A 25,412-nucleotide genomic window follows, 5' to 3' on the forward strand; every position below is an offset into this window, starting at 1 on the left:
CGCCCGCCAGGCGCTGTAACATCGTTGCCTCGCTCATCGGCGAACTCCGGCAGACCAGAACGCGGGGCACGGGACGGCGGCCATCGCCGCGGGGGATATTCACGTGAGCGTCGGAATCCACGCGCATTAGAGTAGATGCACCATGAGCGAAGCTGACCGCCCCGCCTTCTACATCACAACGGCCATCGCATACCCGAACGGTGCGCCGCATATCGGGCATGCGTACGAGTACATCTCGGCCGACGCCCTCGCCCGCTTCAAGCGGCTCGACGGTTATGACGTCTTCTTCATGACCGGTACCGATGAGCACGGGCAGAAGATGCAGCAGACCGCGGTCGCCGAGGGCGTGCCGGTGGCCGAGCTCGCGGCGCGCAATTCGAATGTGTTCGAGGCGATGGACAAGACGCTCGACATCTCCTATGACCGCTTCATCCGCACCACCGATGACGACCACCAGGTGGCCAGCGTCGCGATCTGGGAGCGGATGCTCGCCAATGGCGATATCTACCTGGACAACTACTCGGGCTGGTACTCGGTGCGCGACGAAGCGTTCTATACCGAGGAAGAAACGACGCTGCTCGAGGACGGCACCCGGATCTCCACCGAAACGAGGACGCCCGTCACCTGGACCGAGGAGTCGAACTACTTCTTCCGGCTGTCCAACTACCAGGACAAGCTGCTCGCGCTCTATGACGAGCATCCCGAATTCATCGCGCCCGCAACGGCCCGCAATGAGATGGTGAGTTATGTGAAGGCGGGTCTGAAGGACCTGTCCATCTCGCGCACCACCTTCGACTGGGGTGTGCCGGTGCCCGGACATCCCGATCACGTGATGTACGTGTGGGTGGACGCGCTGACCAACTACATCACCGGCGTCGGCTTTCCGGATACCGAATCCGTTGCGTTCCAGCGGTTCTGGCCCGCCGACGTACACATCATCGGTAAGGACATCACCCGGTTCCACACCGTGTACTGGCCCGCGTTCCTGATGTCGGCCGGGATCGAATTGCCGAAACGAGTTTTCGTGCACGGGTTCCTGTACAACAAGGGCGAGAAGATGTCGAAGTCGGTCGGCAATGTGGTCGACCCGCTCGCGCTGGTCGACGAATACGGCGTCGACCCGGTGCGCTTCTTCCTGCTGCGCGAGATCTCCTACGGTCAGGATGGCAGCTACAGCCACGAGGCGATTGTCGGGCGGATCAATACCGATCTGGCCAATGAATTCGGAAATCTGGTGCAGCGCAGCCTGAAGCTGGTCGCCCGCGACTGCGGGGGCGTGGTGCCGACACCGGGCGAGCTCACCGAGGCCGATCGTGCACTGCTCGACCGCGCCAACGGTCTGCTGGAGCGCTGCCGCGCCGAATTCGAGGTGCAGCAAATGCATTTGGCGCTGGAGGCGATCTGGCTGACGCTCGGCGAGGCCAACCGCTACTTCTCCGCGGAGGCGCCGTGGGCGTTGGCAAAGACCGGCACCGAAGAGTCCCTGGCCCGCGAGGCGACCGTGCTGTACGTGACCATCGAACTGCTGCGCATCGTCGCGATTCTGGTGCAGCCGGTGCTGCCGGAATCCGCGAGCAAGATCCTGGATCTGCTCGCCCAGCAGAACCGTTCGTTCGCCGATATCGCGACCCCGCTGGTCCCCGGAACCGCACTGCCGGAGCCGGAAGCGGTATACCCGCGCTACGTGGAGCCGAAGAAGTAAACTCGAGCGCTACCGCCGGCGAGCGGTAGCGCTTCAGTGTGTTCGGCTCCAGCCCACTACTTCCAGCGATTCAGCAGCCTGTTGGCTTCCTCGGTCAGGGCCCACTGCAGGAATCGGCCGAAGGTGATGCGGGCGACGCCCTGATCGGCCAGTACCGCCTTCTCGGATACGCCAGGCTGCGCGACAGTGCTGATCGGCAGTGGCAATTCGCTGGTGAGACGGCGCATATCGGCGTCGGCATGCTGTCCGACCGGGAACAGCGAGTCGGCCCCCGCCGCGGCGGCCAACTTCAGGCGCTCGATGGCGCGGTCGACGCGATCACTGTCGTCACCGTCCTTGCGCTTGAACAGATCGGTGCGGGCATTGATGACCACATGCACACCGGCGGCATCAGCGAACTGACGCAGGCCGTGCACCAGATCGGCGTGCTCCTGGGCACCGCGCAACCGGCCGCCCTCGCTGTGCACCGTGTCCTCGATATTGAGGCCGATCGCGCCCGCCTCCAGCAGCCCCTCGATCAACTGCGCGGGCTCGAGTCCATAACCGGATTCGATATCGACGGAGACCGGAACATCGACCACATCGGTGATCTGCCGGACGCGAGTCAACAGTTCCGCGAATGTCATCCCCTCCTTATCGCTGCGTCCGACCGAATCGGCAACCGGATGACTACCCAGGGTCAGCGCCGAAAACCCGGCCGAGACAGCGATATTCGCCGACCACGCATCCCACACCGTCGGAAAGACACCGGGATCGCCCGGGACATGCAATTGGAGAAACGCCTTCGCCTTGCTTTCCAAAGAGGTCATGACACCGATCATCGTCTCGCTCGTGATCGATGGCACTATGACACTCCCCATCCGGGCGCCCGGGAGTGTCGGCGATGGCGAGTCGCGCTATGAACTGGCACCGCCATTGCGGCGCGCGGTCAGCACCGCGTCGTACAGTTCACGGCGAGAAACGCCGGTCTCGGCGGCCACCTGAGCACACGCGTCCTTGAGGCGAACACCTTCGGCGGTCAGCGATTCGACCTCGTCGACCATGTCGGCGGGATCGGTCGCGACGGGTCGGGCGCCCTCGACGACGACGGTGATTTCACCACGCGCCCCATCGACCGCCCAGGCGGCGAGTTCACCGAGATTGCCGCGCACGACCTCCTCGTAGGTCTTGGTCAGTTCCCGGCAGACCGCCGCCCGCCGGTCGGGCCCGAGCACCTCGACCGCATCAGCGAGGCAGTCGGCGAGCCGGTGTGGCGCCTCGAAGAACACGCAGGCGCGCGGCTCGGTAATCAGGGTGCGCAACCACTCTCGACGCTGGCCGGATTTGCGCGGCGCGAAGCCATCGAAGCAGAAGCGTTCCACCGGGAGCGCGGACAGTGCCAGGGCAGTGGTCACCGCCGACGGTCCCGGCAGGCAGGTGACCGGCAGCTGACGCTCGACACAGGCCACCACCATGCGATAGCCCGGATCGCTCACCGACGGCATACCGGCGTCGGTCACCAGCAGCACCGTGCTGCCGCGCTCGATCTCATCGAGCAGTGCCGGGATCTTCGCGGACTCCACGTGATCGTCGAACCGCAGGACCCGCCCGGTGATCTCCAGGTCCAGGGCCCTGGCGAGGGCGCGGGTACGCCGGGTGTCCTCGGCCGCGACGATATCGGCGGATCCGAGCGCCTGGCGTAGCCGCTGTGAGGCATCGCCGATCTCACCCATCGGCGTCGCCGCGAGCACCAATCGCCCCACGTTGTCCGCCACGCTCCTCCGCCTCCCCGGGCCTTTTGCCGGTCGTCAGTAGCTCGAGACTTGGTCACCGGACCGGCGGTCAGGCGCGCGACGAGTTCTGGGCATCCCCGGTGAGTTACCCAGGTCGGCGCGAAATCAGTCGCTACTTTGCTGGACGAAGATTCTCTCACCATAGGAAAACGAATCCCGCGCTGGGTGATCACGCCGACTCCGATACGCGGCAGACGCCGCCCGAACCGCTGCTCAGGGTGTGATTCATCCGGCGGCTCGCTCACCGGTGCAGGTCTCGGTGGCGCGCACAGCATACGATCGGGGCGTGACCCAGGTGACCGACCAGCGCGCGACCGTAGCCAGGGCCGTGCCCTCTTGGTCGAGCCCCGCGCCCCTGCGTCCATCGCCCGACTTCGGGCCGCTCGACACAATGCAGGGGTGGGTGGTCACCGCGGTACTCACCGCGATCGCGGCGTTGACGCGGTTCATCATGCTGGACTATCCGACCGACGCGTACACCCCGGTCTTCGACGAGAAGCATTACGCGCCACAAGCCTGGCAGATTCTCACCAGCGGCGGCATCGAGGACAATCCCGCCTACGGGCTGGTGGTGCATCCCCCGATCGGCAAACAGCTGATCGCGGTGGGCGAGTGGATGTTCGGCTACAACGGCTGGGGCTGGCGGTTCAGCGCGGCGCTGGCGGGCACGATCCTGGTGCTGCTGGTCATCCGGATCGTCCGCCGGATGGCGCGCTCCACCATGGTCGGCGCGATCGCGGGCATTCTGCTGATCGCCGACGGACTCACCTTCGTCTCCTCGCGCATCGGCATGCTCGATATCTTCATGGCGGTGCTGGTCACCGCCGCATTCGGCTGTCTGATCGTGGATCGCGACGAGGTCAGGGCCCGAATCGCCAAGGTCGGCTACGAGGGTCGAATCGATGCGAGCGAATGGGGTCCGCGGCTAGGAGTGCGCTGGTGGCGGTTCGGCGCCGGGGTGCTGCTCGGACTGTCTTGCGGTACAAAGTGGTCCGGCATGTACTTCATCCTCGCGTTCGGGATCATGAGCGTCTGTTTCGACGTCTCGGCGCGGCGCGCCTACGGTGTGCGGCGGCCCTGGGTCGGCGCGGCGGTGCGCGATGTCGGGCCCGCGCTGTATGCGCTGGTACTGATTCCGCTTGGGGTGTATCTGGCCAGCTATTGGGCCTGGTTCGCCAGCGAGAACGGCATCTTCCGCTATGCGGTCGGCAATCAGGTCGGCCGGGATGGGCCGTGGTCGTTCCTGCCGAATGCGCTGCGCTCGCTGTGGTACTACAGTGGCGAAACGCTGCGCTTCCACGAGGGTCTGACCAATTCGGCCGGTAACCATCACCCCTGGGAATCCAAGCCGTGGACCTGGCCGATGGGGCTGCGGCCGATGCTCTACTACTACGCCGACACCGGTGTCACCGGCTGCGGTCAGACCCAGTGCGTGAAGGCCGTGATGCTGATCGGCACTCCGGCGATCTGGTGGATCGCCTTCCCGGTGCTGGGCTGGATGCTGTGGCGCACGGTGGTCCGTCGCGACTGGCGCTACGCTGCGGTGCTCACCGGATACGGCGCCGGACTCATTCCCTGGTTCTTCACCCTCGATCGGCAGATGTACTACTTCTACGCCGTTCCACTGGCCCCGTTCCTGGTGATGGGGATCGCGCTGGTGTGCGGCGATGTGCTGGGCCCGGCCCGATCGGTCCGAATACCGCGAAGTCCGGCGGGCACCTATCTGCCCGCGGTGCCCAGCGAACGGCGCAGCCTCGGACTGCTTGCGGTCTGCATCTACCTCGGGCTGGTGATCGCCAATTTCATCTGGCTCTGGCCGATTCTGACCGCGCTACCGATTACCCCCGGCAACTGGCACGACCATCTGTGGCTGCCCAGCTGGCGCTGACGTCGAGGCCCGCGCGGACTAGCTCTCCAGAGCCAACCTGACGTACCGCAGGGCCGCCTCGTCATCGAGACCGAGCCGTCGAATGGTGCCGACGTAATCGGTCGCGGCGCGCCCCGCCAGATCCTTGGTCGGGTCACCGGAGGACGCGATGAAAGATCCTTGCCTGCCCCGGGTTTCGACCACTCCATCGGCCTCGAGTTCCCGATAGGCCCGAGCGACGGTATTCGGCGCGAGCCCGAGCTGCGCGGCCAGTGCACGCACCGTCGGGATCTTCGTACCGGCCGCCAACTCTCCTGAGCGCACCTGCGCGATGACACCGAGCCGCAGCTGCTCGTAGGGCGGAATCGCCGAATCGTGGGTCACGGTAATGGTGAACATCGCACGCTCACAAGTCATCTCGGGACAGCGGGCAGGACATGCACCGCGGTCCGCCGCGGCCGGAACCCAATTCGGAGCCCGGGATGCGTAGCACCTCGATGTCGGCATTCTCGAGCCGCGTATTGGTCATATCGTTGCGCTCATAGGCAACGACCACGCCGGGCGCGAGCGCCAGGGTGTTATTGCCGTCGTCCCACTGCTCGCGTTCGGCGGTGACCACATCGAGCCCCGTATCGATGACCCGCAGCTTGCCGATGCCCATCGCGTCGGCGGCCGCGGGCAGGAACGGATCGGGGCCGCGCACACTCACCCGGCCCTGGTCGTCGCGCCCGCCGTAGTCGTCTTCGCGATGAATCGTGAACGCGCACAGCGAATCCCGGACCGCCGGATACATCACGACGGCATCGGTGTCGACCATGGTGCAGACGGTATCCAGGTGCATGGTCGCGCGCATCTGGGCGATCGGGACGACCAGCACGGTGTGGGCAAGATCGTCGTCGAACAGACTGCGCGCCAACGCTTCCGCGCCCGCGGGTGAGGTGCGGTCACCGACGCCTACCGCGACCACGCCCGGCGCGAGCAACAGCACATCACCGCCCTCGATCGGCGCGGTATGCGATTCGTAGGCCCGCCGCACGCCGAGGAAGCGCGGATGAAATGCGTAGATGAGATCGGTCAGCGAGGTCTCGCGCATCCGTGCGGGCAGTGCGAGCGAGGTGATCGCCACCCTCGGGCCGACCCAGAAGGAGGAATCCCTGGTGAACAGCAGATTCGGCAGCGGGTCGATGACGAAATCCGCACCGTGGTGCATGCGCCGCACCAGCGAGGTGTTGTCGCCGTCGAAGGGCAGTTCGTCGAAGGTCATCCCGGCCATGAGGATATCGGCCAGATCCTTGGCCCGGACGCCGCGCAGAAAGGCCGCGAGCTCGTCGGCCAGCGTATGTCCGAGTTTGCGCGCGTCGACGGCGCCAGAGATGCCCTGGATACGGGCCGCACCGCTGACCGACAGGGTTTCGGCGAGCAGATCGGCGAGCAGCAGCACCTCGACGCCGCGTTCGCGCAGCACACCGGAGAAGGTGTCGTGCTCCTGCTGGGCCCGCTCGACCCACGGAATGCTGTCGAAAAGCAGTTGATCGTTATTGCGCGGGGTCAACCGCCGCAATTCGTCACCGGGCCGGTGCAGCAGCACTGTGCGCAGGGTCCCGACCTCGGAGGTGACCGCCAGTCGACCACCCGGATCGCCGACACCAGCCAACCCGTCGTCCGCACCGTCATCGTGCCCGGCCCGCACCGCGTTTGCTCCCATGATCCGACCGTAGTTCGCCGAGGGCGTAAGAGCACGCAATTGGGTGTCTTGCGATTCCGACCCCAGCACACCCTAACCTGAAGTATTGTTCAGGTGAATGGAGGAGCGTGATGTCGACAACCGATTGGCGAGCGAAGGAGCTGACCCCCGGGCAGCTTTCCGAGCGTAGCGGAGTTGCAGTCTCCGCGTTGCACTTCTACGAACGCGAAGGTCTCATTTCGAGTCGTCGCACCAGTGGAAATCAACGCAGATACGCGCGCGAAACGCTGCGCCGCGTCGCCTTCATCCGCATCTCGCAGCGGGTCGGCATTCCGTTGAGCGAAATCCGCGCCGCACTGGACAAACTTCCCGAGGGTCGCACCCCCACCCGCCGCGACTGGGAGACTCTGTCCACCGCGTGGCGGGCCGACCTCGACGATCGCATCACCCAGCTCACTCGCCTGCGCGACAACCTGACGGGCTGCATCGGCTGCGGCTGCCTGTCGCTCGGCAGTTGCCGACTGGTCAATGAACACGACCGCCTCGGCGAACAGGGGCCGGGCGCCCGCGTGCTCGATGTGACGCTCAACTGCCCATCGAAGCCTGGAGCCTGCTGAACCGATCGCTGATGCGACGAATGACGAATTCGTAGGGGTAGGCGAATTTGCGGGCCCACCAATAGCCGAAGCGGATATCGAATGAGGTGTAGACGAGGAACCGATTGCGCTCGATACCGCGAAGGATCGCCGCCGCAACATCTTCCGGCGCTGCGGCATGTTTGGTGAACGCCTTGGTGAGTCGCTTGATCCTCGGATCGTCCTTGTCCACGCCGACCAGGTCGACGCTCTGCACCAGCGGTGTGTTCACCGCGCCGGGCACCACCAGATGCACCGAAATGTCGTGGCGCCGCAAGTCGAATCGCAACACCTCGGAGACACCGCGGATGCCGAATTTGCCCGCGCTGTAGGCGGCATGCCATGGCAGTGCGAGGATTCCGGCCGCCGAGGAGACATTGACCAGTGCCCCACCGCGTTTGGCCCGGACCATCGGCGGCACGAAGTTCTCGATCACATGGATGGGACCCATCAGGTTGACGTCCACCATCTTGCGCCAGTGGCGGTGCTCGAGATTCTCGACGGTGCCCCAGGTGGAGGTGCCCGCAATATTCATGACGATATCGAGGCTGCCGAGTTCTGCGTGCACGTCGGTGGCGAATGCGGTGACCGCGTCGTAGTCGGTGATATCCAGGGCGCGCGCGGCGAGCACGGTGCCGCCGGCCTCCCCGATGGTGCGGACCGTATCCGCCAAGCCCTCGGCATTGATATCGGTCAGCACCAGTTCGGCCCCGGCGGATGCGGACGCCAAGGCCGTCGCCCGGCCTATTCCGCTCGCTGCCCCGGTGACGAGCACCTTCGCGCCGCGCACTGTCTTCCCGCGCCCAAAACCAAGCACACCGGATCCCATCTCGAATAGCCCGAATCGGTTGCACGCAGGGTACGCGGCAACTGTGCCGTTGCGAGATTCATATGGTCGAAGCGGGGCGAGAAGTTCCGATCGGGACGGCGGATTGCCGCCCTAGCACTGCCAGCATTCCCGCGACCGCACGCGGCCAGGTGAACTGCTCCGCCCGACTTCGCGCCGCACGCCGACGACCGGCGGTCGGCATTGCGAGCACATCGGTGACGGCCTGGGCGAAGGCGGACGGGCGATCGGCGGCGACCGCACCGCATTCGGTGGTGACGATATCGGCGAGCGCCGAAGACCGGCTGACAACCACCGGCGTACCAGCGGCCAGAGCCTCGAGCGCGGCAAGGCCGAAGGTCTCATGCGGACCGGGAGCCAGCGAAACATCTGCGGTGGCAAGCAGTTTCGCTACCATCGCCCGGTCGGTGATGAATCCGGTGAAGTGCACCGCAGGCCGCCCTCCGGTCAGTGGCGGCAAGGATCGGGCCCGACGCTCCAGGGCCTCCCGCCGTGGCCCCTCCCCCGCCACGACCAGCCGGGCCTCGATGCCCGCCCTGTACAGCGCGCCGATGGCCTCGATGCTGCGATCCACCTGCTTCTCCACCGACAATCTGCCGCAGTGCACCAGCAGTGGATGCCCCGGCACGCCGAGGTCGGCGCGCAGGCGGTAGTCGCGGCGACGCGGGCTGAACAGCTCCAGATCCACGCCGAGCGGCACCAGTTCGATATTGGGCGCGTCGATGCGCAAGAACTCGGCACGGGCGAATTCCGTTGTGCAGACCACTATGTCGTAGTCGTCCGCGGTGCGCCGATTGGCGATATCGGCGCACCTGCGGGCCAGCGGGCCCGGCATGGCCTGGCCGAGCAGTCGGTCCAGGCGCTCGTGCGAGATCATGACGCTCGCCACGTCGCGGGCGCGCGCCCAGCGTCCGAACCCCCGCAGCGTCAGCCGATCCGACACCTCGAGCACGTCCGGGCGCAACCCGACCAGCACATCGGCAACCCGGTGCGGATCCGCTGCCCGATAGCCGCCGGTCCACGGTATCGCCAGCGCGGGCAGAGTGATCCGCACCGCACCGGTCGGCAGGATCTCCTCGGTCCGCCGCGGTCCCGGCACGATCAGCACCACCTCGTGCCCGGCGGCCACATACCCCTCGCCCAGGTGGTGCAATGCGGTGCGCAGCCCACCCGACCGCGGACCGTAGAAGTTCGCCAGTTGCACGATGCGCACATCGCCGATCGTGCAGCGAATCGGGTTCCCCGCGGAACCGGTGCGCCCAACACCGCATGAACACCCGTGAAAGACCCTGCTAACGGGTGCCGGGCTCACACCACACCCGGACGCTTCGGTGACTCGTCCGCCCGCCGCCAGCTCGACCCGCGCCGAACCCCGGGTGCGAGCACCATCGGCGACCAGCGTCGGCTCCCGGTCATCGCCGAGCGTTTCGATCAGCAACCAGGACCGGTCACGCCCGCGTGGTACCCCGGTCCGCCCGCGGCAGATCTAGATCCAACGGGATGCGCCCGACGGCCAGATGCGCCTCCACCTCATCGGCGGGCATCGGCCGCGCGATCAGAAATCCTTGCGCCCGATAGCAACCCAGTCCGACCAAGGTCCGCGCGGCAACCGACGTTTCGACGCCCTCCCCCACCACACCGAGCCCGAAGGACCCGGCCAACCCGATAATGGATTTCACGATCGCCAGATCGTCGGTGCTCGCCCCGAGGCGCTGCACGAAGCCGCGGTCGATCTTCACCGCGTCCACCGGAAGCGCCTTCAGATGTGACAGCGAGCTGTATCCGGTGCCGAAATCGTCGATGGCGATCTGCACGCCCATCCGCTTGAGTCCGCGCAGCGTGACCTGGGTGCGCGCCAGATCCTGGACAACCACGTGTTCGGTGATCTCCAGGCAGACCGAGCTGCCATCGATGCCGAACAGCCGCAGAATATCCTCGATCCGCTCCACGAAATCCAGGCTGACCAGCTGAACCGGCGAAACATTTATCCGTATCACCACATTCGCCGCCAGCCCCCGCCTGCGCCATTCGGCGAATTGCGCACAGGCCGATCGAATTACCCAGCGCCCCAGCTCACCCGCGAGGTTGGTGGCTTCGGCGACCGTGACGAACGCACCGGGCGGCAGCAACCCCCTGGTCGGATGCAACCAGCGCACCAGTGCCTCCAGCGCCACGACCCGGCCGGTGCGCAGATCGACCTCGGGCTGATAGTGCAGCAGCAGCGAGCCGTCGGAGACCGCGCCGCGCAGATTCAGCTCCACATCGTCCTGGAGTTCGAACTGCGCGCGCATGGCGTCGGTGAAGACCGCGACGCCATTGCCGCCACCGGATTTCGCCGACAACAGCGCGTGATCGGCTCGACGCAGCACATCCGCGACCGTGGTCTCCCCCGGAATACCCACCGCGACACCGACGCTGGCACCGCGACTGACCGATTCCCCGCCGACGGTGACCCGTCGTCCGATGAGCTGCTGGATCCGCGTTGCCTCCAACTCGGCGGCCACCGCGTCCATCGGTTTGGCGGGCACGATGACGAATTCGTCGCCGCCGAGTCGGGCGATCATGTCATTGGGATCGAGGTTCTCGCGCAATCGCGAGGAGAGCGTGCGAATGAAGTTGTCCCCCGCGGTATGTCCGAGAAAGTCGTTGAGCGCTTTGAGCCGGTCGAGATCGAGGAAGAAGGCGGCCACCGGGCCGGGACTGCCCTGTCTGAGTCGATCCTCCATATGTTCGAGCAGTGCCCGCCGGTTCGCCAAACCGGTCAGATCGTCGTGCAAGGCGATATAGCGCAATCGCTCCTCGGCCACCACACGTGCCTGCAACTGGGCGAACAGTGCGGCGATCGCCTTGAGCACATTCAGTTCCCGAGTACTCCAGTCGCGATCGCCCTGTTTGATGAATCCCAATACGCCGGTCGATTCGCCGCGCGATAACAGCGGCACCGCCGCCATGGCGACCTGCGGAATGCCCGACGAACGCCGGATCGTCTCCTGGTAGTCGGCGGATTGCTGGGACGGCCGCACGATAATCGGCTCGGTGGCGTGTTCCAATTCCCGGAACACCGAGTCGGCGTGCTCGAAATACACGATCTTCAGCGGGTCCGGATCCGGTATCTCAGCACGGTGCGGCCACTCCGCGATGAGCACGGTTGCCCGCTGCTCTCTATCGGTATGGCGTAGGTAGCTGAAATCGACATCGAAATGCTCGACCAATCGGGCCAGCACGCGTTCACTCGCCGCCACCATGGTCGTGGCGTCGACGCCCATCAACTCGGTGGCGACCTGAGTCACCAATGAGTCGAGCGTTCGCCGAGGCACCCTATCTCCGATCGCGCTAGCTGCGGTTACCCGCGCCCGGCACTGGAAGCCGCCTACTGCGGACCGTGGCCGCTGCCGCATAGCTCAGGCGAAGCACCAATGCCATGATCTCATGTTCAGGCACTCCCAGTAGGTCCAGGAAACGGCCCTGAAGTGACGCTAGTGTATCCGCGAAATCCGGGGAAATCCCTGTCAGCTCGTCGGGGTGCCGCGCATACAGAAATAACGGTGAGACCGGTTGCACCGCAAGACCGAGCCGTTGCGCCGCGATCCAGACCCGCTGCACAGCCGCGCCGCCGCGCGCGTAGTCGGCAAGTGATATCGACTCTGCGCCGGATCGACGCGGAAAAGTTACTGCGACCAACGCCGAACTCGACCGCACGCGGTCGCGGCTGTACTCGCCGAGCGCGGTACCGCCGGACCATTCGCGCAGTCGATCCATGACATCCGAGCGCTCGCCGATCCGGAGTTTGGCCTGTTCGTCTGCCGCCAATTCCATACTCCGGATATCGATCCCGGTGCGCGGATCCTCGCCGGGCCAGCGCAGTTCGCCGAACATCTCCTGGTGCAGGCGCGGGGTGAGGTAGCGGATGCGATCGGATTCGCCGAGCAGTTCGGCCGCGGCGCGGAGCTCGTCGGATCGGGTAATGGCATGAACCGCCGCATCGGTCGCGGCCGCATCCAGTGCGGGCAAGACGTGATCCGCCAGCGGTGTGCCCGCGCCGAGGTGTCGGTTCGTCTCGCGGGTCAGCGTGTCCGGATAGTCGCTCGCCAGTGCGGCATCGGTGCGGTTGCCGAGATGTAGCACCGCGGCGAATGCGGTCGAGTTGTCCTCGATGAATTCATGCGCGCCGAGTATGCCGTGCGCGGCGGCTGCGGCGCGGGCGTTGTAGAGCGCGGCGCCGATCGATACCGCGCTGGCTCGATGGCCGATATCCAGTGCCGACGAGCGGGTTCGGACGAGATCGATGCGTAGCTCATTGCCGTCGACCCGCAGGTACCACGGCTGGGTATTGCCGCCCGATGGCGCCCGCTGCGCGGCTTCGAGCACCTTATCGAGCGCGGACCCGGCCGGATCCGACGCACCTGATTCGGGCACCGGAAATTCGTCGGACACCTTCTCGCACCCGGGCTCCGGTTCGGCCAGTTCATCGAGACCACGCTCCAGATCGAAGCGGGTCCGGCCCGAGGACAGTTTCTGTCCGAGCCCGATCCGGCGCACCGCCGCCGCCACGATGGCCGCACCCAGTTGGACGTCACCGCCGAGTTGCGGCCAGGTCGTGACGGTTTCGTCGATCTCGACCAGACTCGCCGCCATCCGGGTGGAGAGCTCCCTGGGATCCAGAATCCGCATGACATGCGGTGCCTTGTCCTTGGTGGACAACCCACGCAGATCCGCGCCGACGGTCGCGCCGAGTAGACCGTGGAACGGCGGACGGTCCGGCTCCAGGTCATAGCGTTCGACATCGAGCAGGCCACGATCGCTGGTATCCATCACCAGCGGAATGCGCTGTCGGCGTGCGCCTTCCCGTACGGCGAACTTGATATCGAGGGAATCGCATTCCTCGACGACCAGCGACAATCCGTGCAGGAATGCGTCGACGGTGTTCTCGTCGACGCCCGCGGTGGCGACCTCGACCGGCAGATACGGATCGAGTTCGGCGATCCGGCGCGCGGTCACGACGGACTTGTTCACACCGATATCGAAGATCCCACCGGGTACCCGATTCAGATTCGACAGCTCGATATCGTCGAAATCGGCCAGGCGCAGCAGGCCGCAGGTGCTCTCCAGAGCCAGCGTGTAAGCGACCGCGTGCCCGACGCTCTGTCCGACCACCCCGACCGCGAGACCGGCGCAACGTTCCTGTTCGGCGCGAGTGAGCTTGTTCTGGTTGCGATCCAAACGAATTGCCCGAAACGTCTTTTCACCGGGCAACCCAACGAGTGTGCGCCGCCACGGGTAATAGACCCATCGGTCCGTCTCCGGCCCACCGAGATCTGACGGCGGCCGACGCATTTTGGCGAGTTCGGCGCGCAGCACATCACGCAGGTCGAGAATGCGGACCTGCGGCGATTTCCGTAATTGCCCGAGGATCCGCGCGTCGTCTGTGGCATTTTCGTCGAGAATCAGCGGGCGGTGGTCCGCGGTGAGGTCGCCGTTCATGCCTGCGCCAGTCCTCCGAGCCCAGGTTCACCCGAGAGAGCTCGACCATGCGGCGACAGCCAGGCATCGAGCGCCGCATGCTCGAGCACTGTCAACGAACTCTGCAACTTTGTGGCCAATGACCGATACGTCCGAACGTCCCACCACATCGGAATGGTCCGATAGCGGTCGTCCGGGTAGGGAACCGACGGTATCCGGTCAGCGACGTACCCACCACTCGACCGGTACAGACCGATATTTCCGGTGGCTGTGGTGACGAAACCGAACCTGGCATCGAGCAGTCGGACGGCGTGTACGACACAGCGGGAGACCGCAGCGGCCAGGGCGGCGCGATGCTCGGCCGCTCGTTCGACCCATACCGCCTTCACCTCGACCACACCTTCCGGTATCCGATCAGCAACCATCGCGCGCAACTCGGCGGCACCAGGTTGACCCGCCCAAGCGCGCAGTGCGTGCACTTCGCCGGCCTGGCGGTATGGACCCTGTGCCCGCAATCCCGCAACGAGCGCGCCGGACGGATCTACGGCGGCGAAGAACAAGGAAGTCGAGCGGCCGTCGGCAACGCTGTCGTACTCCAATGCGTGATCAACGCCGTAGTGCCGGTAAACCTGCAGCGCGCCACGCAGATAACGACGCCACAGATCGGGATGAGCCTGCGGAGTAGCGACATGGAAGACATATCCGGAATGCATGTCACGAAACCGCAACACCTCGGCATCGCGCGTGCCCCCCGGGCCGACTGCGATTGTTTCGACAGTCATGTTTCCTACTCCGTTTGCTACCGCACATCCGTACGGCGATCGAGCCGGCCTGACCGACTCGCCAGACGACTCGCCGATCGGATGAGATTGCCTAGGGCAGTATCCGTCATCCGACCAGAATTGACCAGATATCTGGTTAATCTTCCGAAAACTGATCGGGCACTCCGCAATTACCGCAGGTCAGAAGGATCGAACCAGCCATCTAACAAAATGTAGAGACCGGTCGGTACCGACACAGCAAACAAATGGCAATCTAAACAAGGATGGAGATGAACAGTTCGACCGACTCCGGCCCACGCCAGATCTCGATCTCCTCCCGGTAGGCTCGGGTGATCTCGGCGGAGGCCGTGGCATCGTCGACCTGGGCCCACACATCCTCGACCGGATCGTGGTAATCCCCGTTCGGCTCGAACCGCGCGTAGACACCCTTGGGCACCTTGACCAGCACGTCACCGACCGGAACCGCACTCGGATCCGGATACTCGAAACACACGATGGCGTTGTAGTTTCCGGCCGGATCCGGTACGTACACCGTGTACATCGGCTGGTCCGCGCCCACGCGGTCACGCAGCCGATCCTTGAGGAATTCGATCAGGTCGCTATTGCTGACCTTGAAGCTCGGACGGACCCGCGGCACCACCAGACCGCCGTAGATGGCCTCGCGGCGCACCACGATCGCGTATGTCATCGCGCATCGACCGCCAGGTAGAGATCGATCTTGTAGGCGTGCGGATAACACTCGAAATCACCGGTATAGGTGCGTTTGATCTGGTTGTGCTCCTCGGCGTAGGCGATCTGCGTCCACAGGTCGGTCATCACCTGGGGAAAGTTACCGACCGAGGAGAATCTGGCATAGCTGCCGCGCGGTAGTCGCGCCACCAGGTGACCGCGGGTGACCTCGTCGAAGGACGCGCACTCATAGCCGACGATCTGGGTGTTGTAGGTGCCGAGTTCACCGGAGTAGTCGGTGTAGGCGCTGGCCAGCTGACCACCGAGTTCCTGATGCAATACCGCCGCCCACGCGGCCTCGAGGTCGTGGTCACGCAGCTTTCCGAGCGCACGTTTCGGGCTGCGCACCGGCAGCCCGGCAACCCACGTTTCGTCTCGCTCGACGATTTCAAACTGCATGAAAAGACTCTTTCGAGGTGAACCCGGGGGTTGCCCGCATCCGGTCGGCCAGAAAGGCCATGCTATCAACTCACCCACGTGGTCCGGCTCACATGTCCGGGTCGTTACCCACGGCGCACCGTCGTCTCGAACTGGTCGTTCGACCTGTACGCAAACGGGTAGTTATCGATGCATAGTGGACATGACCGCTATCGCCGATCATGTGGCATCCCGACACGAACGGAGTTCAGATGACCACAGGCCCGATCCATGACGAATTGGATAGACACGCGGTGCAAGTCGCCGATCGGGTCATCCAGTGGCGACACCATCTGCACCGGCACCCCGAGTTGTGCAACCGGGAGTCGAATACGGCCGCATTCGTCGCCGATCATCTGCGCGCACGGAACCTGGACGAGGTGCGCACCGGTATCGCCGGACACGGCATCGTCGCCGTCCTGGGCGGCGACCGGACGATCGCATTGCGCGCCGAAATCGACGCACTGCCCGTGCACCGTCAGCATCGGTCACATCGAGGATGTGGGCCGGTTCGATATCATCGGGCAGACCGTGACAGGGGGTCGCGGGATGGCGATGAACCACAGTCCGCACTTCTATGCCGACGACGGACCGCTGGTCACCGGTGTGCGGTTGCACGCGCATGTCGCCTACGACCACCTGACCGGCCTGCTGACGCCGAAATGACCTGCGGCACCATGTGATCGTGTGCGGGAACATCACCGAACTCGATGCCGCGGTCGCGGATTGTTTCGCCTGCCCGCGGCTGGTCGCCTGGCGAGAGCGGGCGGCCAGGGAGAAGCGGGCCGCGTACCGTGACGAAACCTATTGGGGCCGGGCGGTTCCCGGCTACGGTCCGGATGACGCACGGCTGCTTGTCGTCGGTCTCGCCCCAGCCGCCCACGGCGGCAATAGGACCGGGCGCATGTTCACCGGCGACCGCAGTGGGGATTTCCTCTATGCCGCCATGTACAAGGTCGGACTGACCAATCAACCCACGGCGGTGCACCGCGACGACGGACTGCGGCTGATCGGCGCGCGTGTGACCGCACCGGTGCACTGCGCGCCGCCCAACAATAAGCCGACGCCCGACGAACGGGATCGCTGCAGCCACTGGCTGCGAACCGAATTGGGTCTGCTCACACCGACATTGCGCGCGGTGGTGGTACTCGGCGCGTTCGGCTGGCAGGCGCTGCTTCCGGTGCTCGCCGCATCGGGCTGGACGGTGCCGCGTCCGCGTCCCGAATTCGGGCACGGCGCCCACGTTGTGCTGACACGGACGGCCGATGATCGAGCGCCACTGCACCTGTTCGGCTGCTATCACGTCAGTCAGCAGAACACCTTCACCGGTCGGCTCACTCCGGAAATGCTCGAAGCGGTGCTGGCTGCCGCGGCGACCGCTGCGGGCCTTCCCCACAGTCGGAGCTGATCAATTCGGTTAGGCGTATCAGGACGGCGCGGTGATCTTGGCAATGACGGTGATGCCCTCGTGCGGTGCGAGGGTGACGAACTGTCGGTAGGTACGTACTGTCGCATCTGTTCGGAACTCCGTGATGACGACGTCGAAGCGACCGTCGAGCATCGGGGTGATCATGATGCAGTGCTGGGTGCCGAGCGGAATCGATGCGATGCCCGCATCGATCACCGCGACCGAGGACACCGCCGCATCCGGTGTAGTCAATGCGCGGGCGTCCGAGCCCGAGCGGGTTACGTAGTAGGCGTATTGGAAGGCCAGGATCACATCCGGGCCGGATTTGGTCGACCCGGTTCCGTTGCCGCGCACCAGCTGTTCGGTGCGCGTCGGCTCGCAGTTCGGGCCGCCGCCGAGCACCGGATCGCTGATCGTGGCCGTCGACTGCCGGGTATTGCTCGCCTCGGCCGTGTACACCAGCACCAACGCCACCGCCGCCAGCGTCACGAAGAACGCGGCACTGCCGACCAGCCAGGGCCGACGCGGCGGGCGTCGCTTCCGGCGATGTGGGCGCGTCGGGGGGAGGACACGTGGTGCGGGTCCGGGCGGGAGCATGCCCGGCCACAGCGGATCAGCGGCGCGGCTCCCGCGCATCCGGACATGCCGGGGGATGGCGGCCGGCGGGGTGGGTGAACTGAACGCGGCAGTATTGCCGCCGGACTCGGCTGTGTTCGACGACACCATGATCTCGCCACACCCCTTCACCGGTGCCGCTGGGGCGACCCCTTCAATACCGTTGTGCAATAACAAGATTGCATATCTGCCTCGGCAATGGCGACCGAATGGGCCGGAGAGAACCGGTCAGTGGGCCAGCACACTACGCCCGAATCGCCCACGGACGGGTTCGGTTCCAGCGACTTTGGAGGTTTTCCACAACCGCCGGGCCGAAGGTTCGTAACGACGGGCATACCGTGATCAATCCGCGCCGGTATGCTCTTCCGGAGACGATGTCCAGCGGAAATACCTGTTTAGCAATGCATTTCGGTGCATTCGGCGGCACAGTAGAACGCCTGCGACGATGCCGCGTGACAACGACGTCCGGCCGCCGTAGTCCATCGAACGCCTGTCCAGTTCAGATAAGGCATTCGCCAGGACACCGAGAACCGCGTTATCGGATAGAAAACCAGGAGTGACTCTCGTGCGAAACCTCTTTGCCGCCAATGGGCGATTCCCGAATGTCGTCGTGACGAGTCTGGCGGCGACCACCTCGATCGCGGGTGATGTCGACGCGACCTGGAAGGGACTCCTCAACGGCGAGAGCGGAATCGACGTGCTGGAGGACCCCTTCGTCGAGGAGTACGACCTCCCGGTCCGTATCGGTGGTCACCTGAAGGTTCGGCCCGAGACCCTGCTGACGCGAGTCGAACAGCGCCGGATGGCCTATGTCGAACAGCTCGCGATGGTTCTCGGGCGCGAGGTGTGGCGCAATGCGGGCAGTCCGGAGGTGGATCCCGAGCGGCTCGGTGTGGCGATCGGCACCGGAATCGGTGGCGCCGATGCGATCACCGATGCGAATATCAAGCTGAAAAGCGGTGGTTACCGCAAGATTTCGCCACTGGCCGTGCAGATGATCATGCCGAACGGCCCGTCGGCGGTCGTGGGTCTCGAATTGCAGGCCAAGGCCGGGGTGATCACGCCGGTCTCGGCCTGCTCGTCCGGGTCCGAGGCAATTGTCAACGCGTGGCGCATGATCGCGATGGGTGATGCCGATATGGTCGTCACCGGCGGCGTCGAGGGATACATCGATGTCCTCCCGATCGCGGCCTTCACCATGATGCGCGCGATGAGCACCCGCAACGACGATCCGAAGGGCGCCTCGCGTCCGTTCGACTCCGATCGCGACGGTTTCGTCTTCGGTGAGGCCGGTGCGCTGATGGTCCTCGAGACCGAGGAACATGCCAAGGCGCGCGGCGCGACGATCCACGCGCGCCTGCTCGGTGCCGGAATCACTTCCGACGGTTACCATTTGGTCGCTCCCGACCCCGACGGCGCCGGCGCGGCACGCGCGATGACCAAGGCCATCCAGATCGCGGGTCTGACCCCGAAGGACATCACCCACATCAACGCCCACGCGACCGCGACCCCGGTCGGCGACAGCGCAGAGGCGAACGCGATCAACAAAGCCGTCGGTAACCACGCCTCGGTCTATGCGCCGAAATCCGCACTCGGACATTCGATCGGCGCGGTGGGCGCGCTGGAATCGATTCTGACCGTGCTCAGCATCCGCGACGGCGTCGTGCCTCCGACGCTGAACCTGGACAACCAGGATCCCGACATTGATCTGGATGTGGTGCACGGCGAGGTGCGCAACCAGGAGATCGAGTACGCGATCAACAACTCGTTCGGTTTCGGCGGGCACAATGTCGCGCTCGCCTTCGGGCGGTACTAACGGACGAGAATGGCGCGCGGGTAGAGCAGCTGGAAACCGAGCTTCTGGACATTCTGCTGCGACTTCGAACCCGGCAGTGTGGTAACCACCGCGAGGTCACACCCCGCGGCCGCCGCGGCGGCGAGGCGCATCGATAGCAGTGCGCCCTGCACGCCGCGGCGGCGGAATTCGGGAAGGGTTGCCGCACCGCATAGTTGAGCGACACCGGCACTGAGGCGCAGGCTCGCGCCGCCAGCAGGCTTACCGTCGATCAGGGCGAGCGAGGCGACGAAACCGCTCGTCGCGGTGAGGTCCCGCTCGGCGTGTTCGATGGCCTCGCGCGCGAATTCCTCGTGCGAGGCGACGCCCTGGGTGTCCGGGGCGGCGAAACCGTCGACGACGACATTCACCCAGGTCTCGAATTCGTCGTGCCCGACATCATGGATCTCGATGCCCTCGGTCAACTGCGCCTGCCGCCCCGGCTCGAGCCGCAGGCCAAGCACATTCTCGAATCCGAACAGCACATAGCCGCGCCGCGTCAGGCGTTCGACCACGGCCGGATCGGCCAGTGTGGAGACCTCGAACTGAATCGGCGCTTCGCGCTCGGCGAAGGCTTGTTCGACCGCGTCCAGCTCGGCGTCGTCGAAGGCAGCATCATTCATGCCGACGCCGACCACCTTGTCGAGCGGGGAACCCGGGCCCGCCCACACCGCGAGGCCACTGCCGATGGGGCGCAACAGCACTCGCTGCTGTGGGTCCCGGCGCGCGGCAGCGCGAGCGCCTTCCTCGATCAGGGTGCGTTCGGCGTGCTCGACCCGCGCGGCAAGGTCCTGTCCGGCGAACAAGGCAGGGGCGAATTCAGTCGGCATATGACATTACTACCTTGTCGGTAGCACCGGATTCATCTGGTTTAACCGACAGCTATTCCAGATTCCAGTTCTGCCCCTCCGACTACAGACGGCGCTGCGCATCCGACCCCGGAAGGAGGTTCGGTGGACGTTTGGCGAACTATCGTGGGGATTATGCCTGTGACCGCCGGTACCGCTGCCGCCGAACCGCCAGCTATCCCCGGTGCGCGCCGGTCATTCGTGACAGCCCGCGATATCCGGTTCCACGTCACCGAATCCGGGCCGGCGGACGGTCGCCCGGTCGTGCTGCTGCACGGGTGGCCGCAGCACCATTACGCCTACCGGGATCTCCTCGCCGACCCGCCGGAAGGACTCCGGATCATCGCTCCCGACCTGCCCGGATACGGCTGGTCCGGTCCGCCGCCGCACCGATGGTCGAAGGAAGATGTCGCCGCCGATGTGCTTGCTCTCCTCGATGAGTTGGGCCTGGAACGCGTGCTGCTGGTCGGCCACGACTGGGGCGGTTATATCGGCTACCGCATGGTGCTGCGCGAACCCGACCGCTTCGACGGCTACCTGGTGCTGAATATGGCCCATCCATGGGTACCGCCGACGACGGTCATGCGACAGATTTGGCGCTTCCTCACCTATCAGCCGCTGGTCGCCACCGTGGGCGTACCACTGCAACAGCGCACCCGATTCGTCGAGTTGGTCATCAGAAGGGCGATTACCGATCGCAGCACAGTCGCCCCCGAGGTGATCCGCATCTTCGCCGACCGCTTCCGCGATCCGGTCTGCGCCCGCGCCGCCACCGACACCTACCGCACCTTCTGGCTGCGCGAAATTGCCGACGCCGCACGACATCCCGAACGCCGCCGCGCCACCATCCCGATCCGCGCCCTGTTCGGCATGAACGACCCCGCCGTCCACCCCTCGCTGGCCGCCGCCGAAACCGCCCGCACCGACGACTACAGCTTCGAACCGGTAACCGGCTGTGGCCATTTCGTCGTCGACGAACGCCCCGAACTGGTCCGCGCCCGTCTGATCGAACTGGCCGCAGACACGAAGTAGCCTGTGCCAGGGGCCTGCGGACTGTCTCGGTGCTCGCCCACGGCTCGTTTCGAACAACTGCCGCGTGCTCTCCGCCGATGCCGACGGGGGCGGTAGCCCGCAAACACCGAGCAGCGGCACGAAGCAAGTGAGTCGTCGGCCTGCTGCCACGGCGGAGCCGGATCGGCGACAGCGGCCGGATCAGCGAAAGTATGACACCGACATAGCTGGCTATATGCTGTTGAATCCAACCGAGTATCGCTCATCTGTGCCGAGGTGCGCCCGGACCTACCCTCGGTAGCATCGAAGTCGCCGCGATTACGGCCGGACCGGCGTCACCGATGATGCGGTCGAGGTCGTCGATGATTTCGCTGATCGCATCTCACGTCCGATCTGCCAGCGCGGATGTGGCCGGCTCCCTATCGAATTCGATACCGATCTTGTTCAGTTGCCGTATCGAGCAGATTTCGAACCAGGTTATCTGCGATCTCAGCGAGAGCGACTGTGCCGCTGTTTCATTCGTTACTCTCGGATTTTCGATGCAACGAACTGCTTGTCCCACAGGATAATTCCTCTCGCGGGACAGGGGTTCACTGTCACGGCCGCCGATCGCCCGGTATTCCTTCAGCACCCGAAGCACCCCTCTCCGGCTACCGCAAACTCTGCAGCCGCAGGGGTGGCGTCCAGCACTGAACATGCGTTGCGCGGAGTGTGCTGAGTTCCTATTGCCATGAGCGCCGCGGCAGAGCAATGTGAAGATACCGGTGGCGCCACCGGGGCGCTGCCCTGAACACCGAGGGAGAGATCGTGTTCGCACGTTCGACCACCATTCAGGCGCAACCCTCCGCGATCGACGCCGGGATTGCGCACGTACGCGACAAGGTAATGCCGGCCCTGGAGGATATACCCGGCTGCGTCGGGCTGTCATTGCTGGTCGATCGCCGGTCCGGCCGATGTATCGTCACGTCCTCATGGGAAACCGAGGATGCGATGCACGCCAGCATGGACCGGGTTCGCCCCATCAGAGATCAGGCAGCCGAAATATTCGGCGGTGGCCGTACCAAGGTCGAGCAGTGGGATATCGCCGTCCTACATCGAGACCACCGCGTACGGGAGGGTGCCTGCGCCCGCGCAATCTGGAGCAAGACTGACCCGAAGCGCCAGGACGCGGCAATCGAGACCTACAAATCCCAAGCCCTACCCGCCATGGAAGCCCTCGAGGGTTTCTGCAGCGCGAGCCTCTTGGTCGACCGCGCATCCGGTCGTGGCGTTTCCTGCGCCACTTTCGACACCGCCGAAGCCATGGAACACAACCGCGATGAGTCGACGGCCATGCGCGAGCGGATCACCCGCCAATCCGGTATGGAGGTGGTCGACATCTGCGAGTTCGAGTTGGCCCTGGCCCACCTCCGCGTCCCCGAATTGGTGTAAACCGCGTGGACCGGCTCCCGACCTGCTGCTCGGTCAGGAGCCGTTTCCCGTCAGTCGGCCGAAAGGCTGCTGAACAGCCCACCGATGCCGGCTCCGCTCGCGCCATCCACAGCGCAGCTTGCGCCTTCGGGCGCTTGATCGACTACATCCACCGCCGTCGGACCGATGGTGATGGCGGAGCCGTTCGAAATACCCCGCATCCAGAGCTTGTGCGTCCCGCTGGTCGTCGGCGTCCAGGTCGCAGTGGCGTCCTGACCGGCCTGGAGCGGCTGCTCGTTCCCGATCTGCGTGGCATTGCTCAGCGACGCGCCGTCCAGGAAGTAGTACGACGTAGTACCCGTTTGAATCTTCTCCCGCGGCACCGTGAGCGTGTACGCATTGTCGACACAGTGCACGGTCCCCGATACCGTCAGAAACGGCTCGTCGGCCGCCGCGAGCGACGCCATCGAAACCGACGACACGGCCAGCACCGCAATCGCGGCCACACAAGAACTCACACGGGCCACCTGCAAACGCTTCAAGCTCCACTCCTCGTCACTGAATTGTTGTGGCGGACGGCAATATCGGAGCCACAAGCTACACCGTTTCCCAGCGATCAAGCTCCGTATAGCGCCCGGAGGTCGCGTTTGTGCACTTTGCCGGATTCGTCGCGCGGCAGTGCTGTGACCCCACGTGGAGGTTCGACATCGGTGCTCAGTGCGCTGACAGATCGCGGTCGTCCTCCGTCACCGCCGTCGAGCGGACCGGTCGATCATCGAGCGCGAGTGCCCCGGACGGGCAAGCCTCCACGGCCTCCCGCGCTGCGGCGTGACTGTGCTGCGGTTGCGCGGCGAGCAACCGCACCCTGCCGTCGTCCTCGTCCTGATCGAAGACCTCCGACGCGGTAAGGGCGCACATGCCCGAGCTGATACAGCGCTCCCGATCCGCGGTGATACGCATTTTCGTCATCTCCTTTCGTGACGCTCGCCAGACGGTTCTACTGGGCCGATTCCGTCCAGGTGACCGGCAGTTCGTGGACGCCGTAGATGTTCATATCGGTCCGGAGTCTCACCTCGCCGGCGGGGATAGCCAGTTCGAGGGTCGGGAAGCGGCGCAGCAGTCCAGCGAAACCGGCGCGCATCTCGATGCGGGCCAGCTGCTGGCCGAGGCATTGGTGGATGCCGTGGCCGAAGGACAGGTGACCGCGGGCCTTGCGGTGGACGTCCAGAGCGTCTGGATTGTCGAAGCGCTGGGGGTCGCGGTTGGCGGCCAGCAGTGAGACGACGACGGTCGAGCCCTCGCGGATCGTTTCACCGCCGAGCTCGATGTCCTCCGTTGCGTAGCGATAGAAGATATCGGCGACGGACAGGTAGCGCATGAGTTCCTCGACGGCGTCGGGGAACAGATCCGGGTCGGCGCGCAGTAGCGCCAACTGCTCCGGATGCTCCAAGAGCGCGAAGGTGCCCAGGGCCAGCATGTTGGCGGTGGTCTCGTGCCCCGCCAGGAGCAGCAGGAACGCGATGCCCACCAGCTCCTCGATGCTGAGGTCGTCATCGCGGGCCAGGTCGGACAGCAGGTCGTCACCGGGCTCGGCGCGTTTGCGCGCGACCAGTTCGGCCAGGTACGTGGTCATCGCGCCGTACGCGGCCATCTTCTCGTCCAGCGATTGGTCCCTGACCAGGAACTGGGCCGAGTTGACCTGAAAGTTCTCCCGGTCCGGGTAGGGGACACCGAGCAGCTCGCAGATCACCAGCGAGGGCACCGGCAGCGCGAATTCCTTGACCAGGTCCACCGGTGGGGTCAGACATGCCAGGTGTTCCAGTTGCCGCTCGGCGATGTCGATGATGTGCTCTTCGAGCTGCTTCATGCGTCTGACGGTGAAGGCGCCGGTGAGCTTGCGTCGCAGCCGGGTGTGGTCCCGCGGGTCCATGGCGACGAACAAACCCGGCACCTGCGGGGAAGGTTCGGTGGGGACGGGCATGCCGGGAGTTTCGTATGCCGCGTGCACAATGCCGATGTCCTGGCGGGAGCTGAACCGGGTGTCGGCCATGAGCTTTCGGACCGCGTCGTAGCCGGTGACAAGCCAGCCTTCGTGCCCATCGGGGAAGACCATCGGACTGACCGGGCGAGCCGCGCGCAGCCGGGTGATGTCACGGGGCGGGTCGAAGGGGCCCGCATCGCGCTCCAAGGGGAGGCCGTGCGGGATGGGAGCCGTCTGACTCATCGGATTTCCTTTCCGTGGCGGTTGTTGCGACCACATTCGCCGACGGACCTGACATGCGGCTGTCACGGCGCTGTCACCGGCCGTGCCGGAGCCATGGTCTGTGACAGCGCCGGATGACGACGAAAGCCAGTACCGCGGCAACTTGCCGCGCCGCACCGCCAGATTGC

24 protein-coding genes are annotated in these 25,412 nt (G+C 65.3%); 7 read left to right on the forward strand and 17 right to left on the reverse strand.

The annotated features are described in order from the left end of the window. Positions 1-142: 142 nt before the first annotated feature. Entirely contained in the window at positions 143-1,702 is a 1,560-nt protein-coding gene (metG, locus tag AB0L63_RS02410; RefSeq protein WP_364493412.1) for a methionine--tRNA ligase, read from the forward strand. A 56-nt stretch (positions 1,703-1,758) separates the two neighbouring features. Here the strand turns inward: metG and AB0L63_RS02415 are convergent, their stop codons facing one another. Both AB0L63_RS02415 and rsmI read right to left on the reverse strand, forming a co-directional pair. After that, a complete protein-coding gene (locus AB0L63_RS02415; RefSeq protein ID WP_364493414.1) occupies positions 1,759-2,511 on the reverse strand; it encodes an isocitrate lyase/phosphoenolpyruvate mutase family protein in 753 nt (250 codons plus the stop codon). A gap of 87 nt (positions 2,512-2,598) precedes the next feature. Continuing rightward, complete coding sequence (gene rsmI / locus AB0L63_RS02420; RefSeq protein WP_364493416.1) at positions 2,599-3,456, reverse strand: 16S rRNA (cytidine(1402)-2'-O)-methyltransferase; 858 nt, start codon at positions 3,454-3,456, stop codon at positions 2,599-2,601. A 304-nt stretch (positions 3,457-3,760) separates the two neighbouring features. Between rsmI and AB0L63_RS02425 the strand changes: the two genes are divergently transcribed. Next, positions 3,761-5,362, forward strand: coding sequence for a phospholipid carrier-dependent glycosyltransferase (locus AB0L63_RS02425; RefSeq protein ID WP_364493418.1), 1,602 nt, complete (start codon positions 3,761-3,763; stop codon positions 5,360-5,362). A gap of 18 nt (positions 5,363-5,380) precedes the next feature. Here AB0L63_RS02425 and AB0L63_RS02430 read toward each other — a convergent pair whose 3' ends face one another. Beyond that, a complete protein-coding gene (locus AB0L63_RS02430) occupies positions 5,381-5,740 on the reverse strand; it encodes a GntR family transcriptional regulator (protein WP_364493420.1) in 360 nt (119 codons plus the stop codon). Between the two features lie 7 nt (positions 5,741-5,747). Further along, entirely contained in the window at positions 5,748-7,046 is a 1,299-nt protein-coding gene (arcA, locus tag AB0L63_RS02435) for an arginine deiminase (protein WP_364493422.1), read from the reverse strand. A gap of 110 nt (positions 7,047-7,156) precedes the next feature. Between arcA and soxR the strand changes: the two genes are divergently transcribed. Then, positions 7,157-7,642: a redox-sensitive transcriptional activator SoxR gene (gene soxR, locus AB0L63_RS02440; RefSeq protein ID WP_364493424.1), complete on the forward strand. Its 486-nt coding sequence runs from the start codon at positions 7,157-7,159 to the stop codon at positions 7,640-7,642. Here the strand turns inward: soxR and AB0L63_RS02445 are convergent. The 8 genes from AB0L63_RS02445 to AB0L63_RS02480 form a co-directional block, all read right to left on the reverse strand. Then, positions 7,611-8,477, reverse strand: a complete 867-nt coding sequence (locus AB0L63_RS02445) for an SDR family oxidoreductase (RefSeq protein WP_364493426.1) — start codon at positions 8,475-8,477, stop codon at positions 7,611-7,613. The genes soxR and AB0L63_RS02445 overlap by 32 nt on opposite strands. Before the next feature lie 70 nt (positions 8,478-8,547). Continuing rightward, on the reverse strand, positions 8,548-9,720 hold the full coding sequence (locus AB0L63_RS02450) for a glycosyltransferase (RefSeq protein ID WP_364493428.1): 1,173 nt from the start codon (positions 9,718-9,720) through the stop codon (positions 8,548-8,550). 235 nt (positions 9,721-9,955) lie between these two features. Next, complete coding sequence (locus tag AB0L63_RS02455) at positions 9,956-11,797, reverse strand: sensor domain-containing phosphodiesterase (protein ID WP_364493996.1); 1,842 nt, start codon at positions 11,795-11,797, stop codon at positions 9,956-9,958. Positions 11,798-11,840: 43 nt separating this feature from the next. Beyond that, positions 11,841-13,988 (reverse strand): Rv1355c family protein, encoded by a 2,148-nt coding sequence (locus AB0L63_RS02460; RefSeq protein ID WP_364493430.1) that lies wholly within the window; start codon positions 13,986-13,988, stop codon positions 11,841-11,843. Further along, the gene (locus tag AB0L63_RS02465) at positions 13,985-14,749 is read right to left on the reverse strand and encodes a hypothetical protein (RefSeq protein ID WP_364493432.1); all 765 of its coding nucleotides are present in this window, start codon (positions 14,747-14,749) and stop codon (positions 13,985-13,987) included. Before AB0L63_RS02465 ends, AB0L63_RS02460 begins: the two co-directional genes overlap by 4 nt. Positions 14,750-15,002: 253 nt before the next feature. Beyond that, complete coding sequence (locus tag AB0L63_RS02470) at positions 15,003-15,437, reverse strand: effector binding domain-containing protein (protein ID WP_364493434.1); 435 nt, start codon at positions 15,435-15,437, stop codon at positions 15,003-15,005. Continuing rightward, positions 15,434-15,877 carry a GyrI-like domain-containing protein gene (locus AB0L63_RS02475; RefSeq protein ID WP_364493436.1) on the reverse strand — a complete coding sequence of 148 codons (444 nt, stop codon included), beginning with the start codon at positions 15,875-15,877 and terminating at the stop codon, positions 15,434-15,436. The genes AB0L63_RS02470 and AB0L63_RS02475 overlap by 4 nt, the downstream gene beginning before the upstream one ends. Before the next feature lie 188 nt (positions 15,878-16,065). After that, positions 16,066-16,380, reverse strand: coding sequence for a hypothetical protein (locus AB0L63_RS02480; protein WP_364493438.1), 315 nt, complete (start codon positions 16,378-16,380; stop codon positions 16,066-16,068). A 200-nt stretch (positions 16,381-16,580) separates the two neighbouring features. Here AB0L63_RS02480 and AB0L63_RS02485 point away from each other — a divergent pair, with 200 nt between their 5' ends. Continuing rightward, a complete protein-coding gene (locus tag AB0L63_RS02485; RefSeq protein WP_364493440.1) occupies positions 16,581-17,303 on the forward strand; it encodes a uracil-DNA glycosylase in 723 nt (240 codons plus the stop codon). Positions 17,304-17,321: 18 nt separating this feature from the next. Here AB0L63_RS02485 and AB0L63_RS02490 read toward each other — a convergent pair whose 3' ends face one another. Next, the gene (locus AB0L63_RS02490) at positions 17,322-18,026 is read right to left on the reverse strand and encodes a hypothetical protein (protein WP_364493442.1); all 705 of its coding nucleotides are present in this window, start codon (positions 18,024-18,026) and stop codon (positions 17,322-17,324) included. A 457-nt stretch (positions 18,027-18,483) separates the two neighbouring features. On the opposite strand from AB0L63_RS02490, the gene AB0L63_RS02495 reads away from it, so the two are divergent. Then, complete coding sequence (locus AB0L63_RS02495) at positions 18,484-19,734, forward strand: KasA/KasB family beta-ketoacyl-ACP synthase (RefSeq protein WP_364493999.1); 1,251 nt, start codon at positions 18,484-18,486, stop codon at positions 19,732-19,734. Here AB0L63_RS02495 and AB0L63_RS02500 read toward each other — a convergent pair. Next, a complete protein-coding gene (locus tag AB0L63_RS02500; protein WP_364493444.1) occupies positions 19,731-20,582 on the reverse strand; it encodes a GNAT family N-acetyltransferase in 852 nt (283 codons plus the stop codon). The two genes, AB0L63_RS02495 and AB0L63_RS02500, sit on opposite strands and share 4 nt — an antisense overlap. A gap of 159 nt (positions 20,583-20,741) precedes the next feature. Between AB0L63_RS02500 and AB0L63_RS02505 the strand changes: the two genes are divergently transcribed. Both AB0L63_RS02505 and AB0L63_RS02510 read left to right on the forward strand, forming a co-directional pair. After that, positions 20,742-21,632, forward strand: coding sequence for an alpha/beta hydrolase (locus AB0L63_RS02505; protein ID WP_364493446.1), 891 nt, complete (start codon positions 20,742-20,744; stop codon positions 21,630-21,632). A 786-nt stretch (positions 21,633-22,418) separates the two neighbouring features. Beyond that, complete coding sequence (locus AB0L63_RS02510) at positions 22,419-23,042, forward strand: antibiotic biosynthesis monooxygenase (protein ID WP_364493447.1); 624 nt, start codon at positions 22,419-22,421, stop codon at positions 23,040-23,042. A gap of 50 nt (positions 23,043-23,092) precedes the next feature. On the opposite strand, the gene AB0L63_RS02515 is transcribed toward AB0L63_RS02510, so the two are convergent. The 3 genes from AB0L63_RS02515 to AB0L63_RS02525 form a co-directional block, all read right to left on the reverse strand. Continuing rightward, the gene (locus tag AB0L63_RS02515; RefSeq protein ID WP_364493449.1) at positions 23,093-23,527 is read right to left on the reverse strand and encodes a hypothetical protein; all 435 of its coding nucleotides are present in this window, start codon (positions 23,525-23,527) and stop codon (positions 23,093-23,095) included. Between the two features lie 208 nt (positions 23,528-23,735). Next, positions 23,736-23,990: a ferredoxin gene (locus AB0L63_RS02520; protein ID WP_364493451.1), complete on the reverse strand. Its 255-nt coding sequence runs from the start codon at positions 23,988-23,990 to the stop codon at positions 23,736-23,738. Between the two features lie 28 nt (positions 23,991-24,018). Next, a complete protein-coding gene (locus AB0L63_RS02525; RefSeq protein ID WP_364493453.1) occupies positions 24,019-25,245 on the reverse strand; it encodes a cytochrome P450 in 1,227 nt (408 codons plus the stop codon). Between the last annotated feature and the right edge of the window lie 167 nt (positions 25,246-25,412).

This window comes from Nocardia sp. NPDC051990 (genome assembly GCF_040680755.1).
Lineage (GTDB): Bacteria > Actinomycetota > Actinomycetes > Mycobacteriales > Mycobacteriaceae > Nocardia.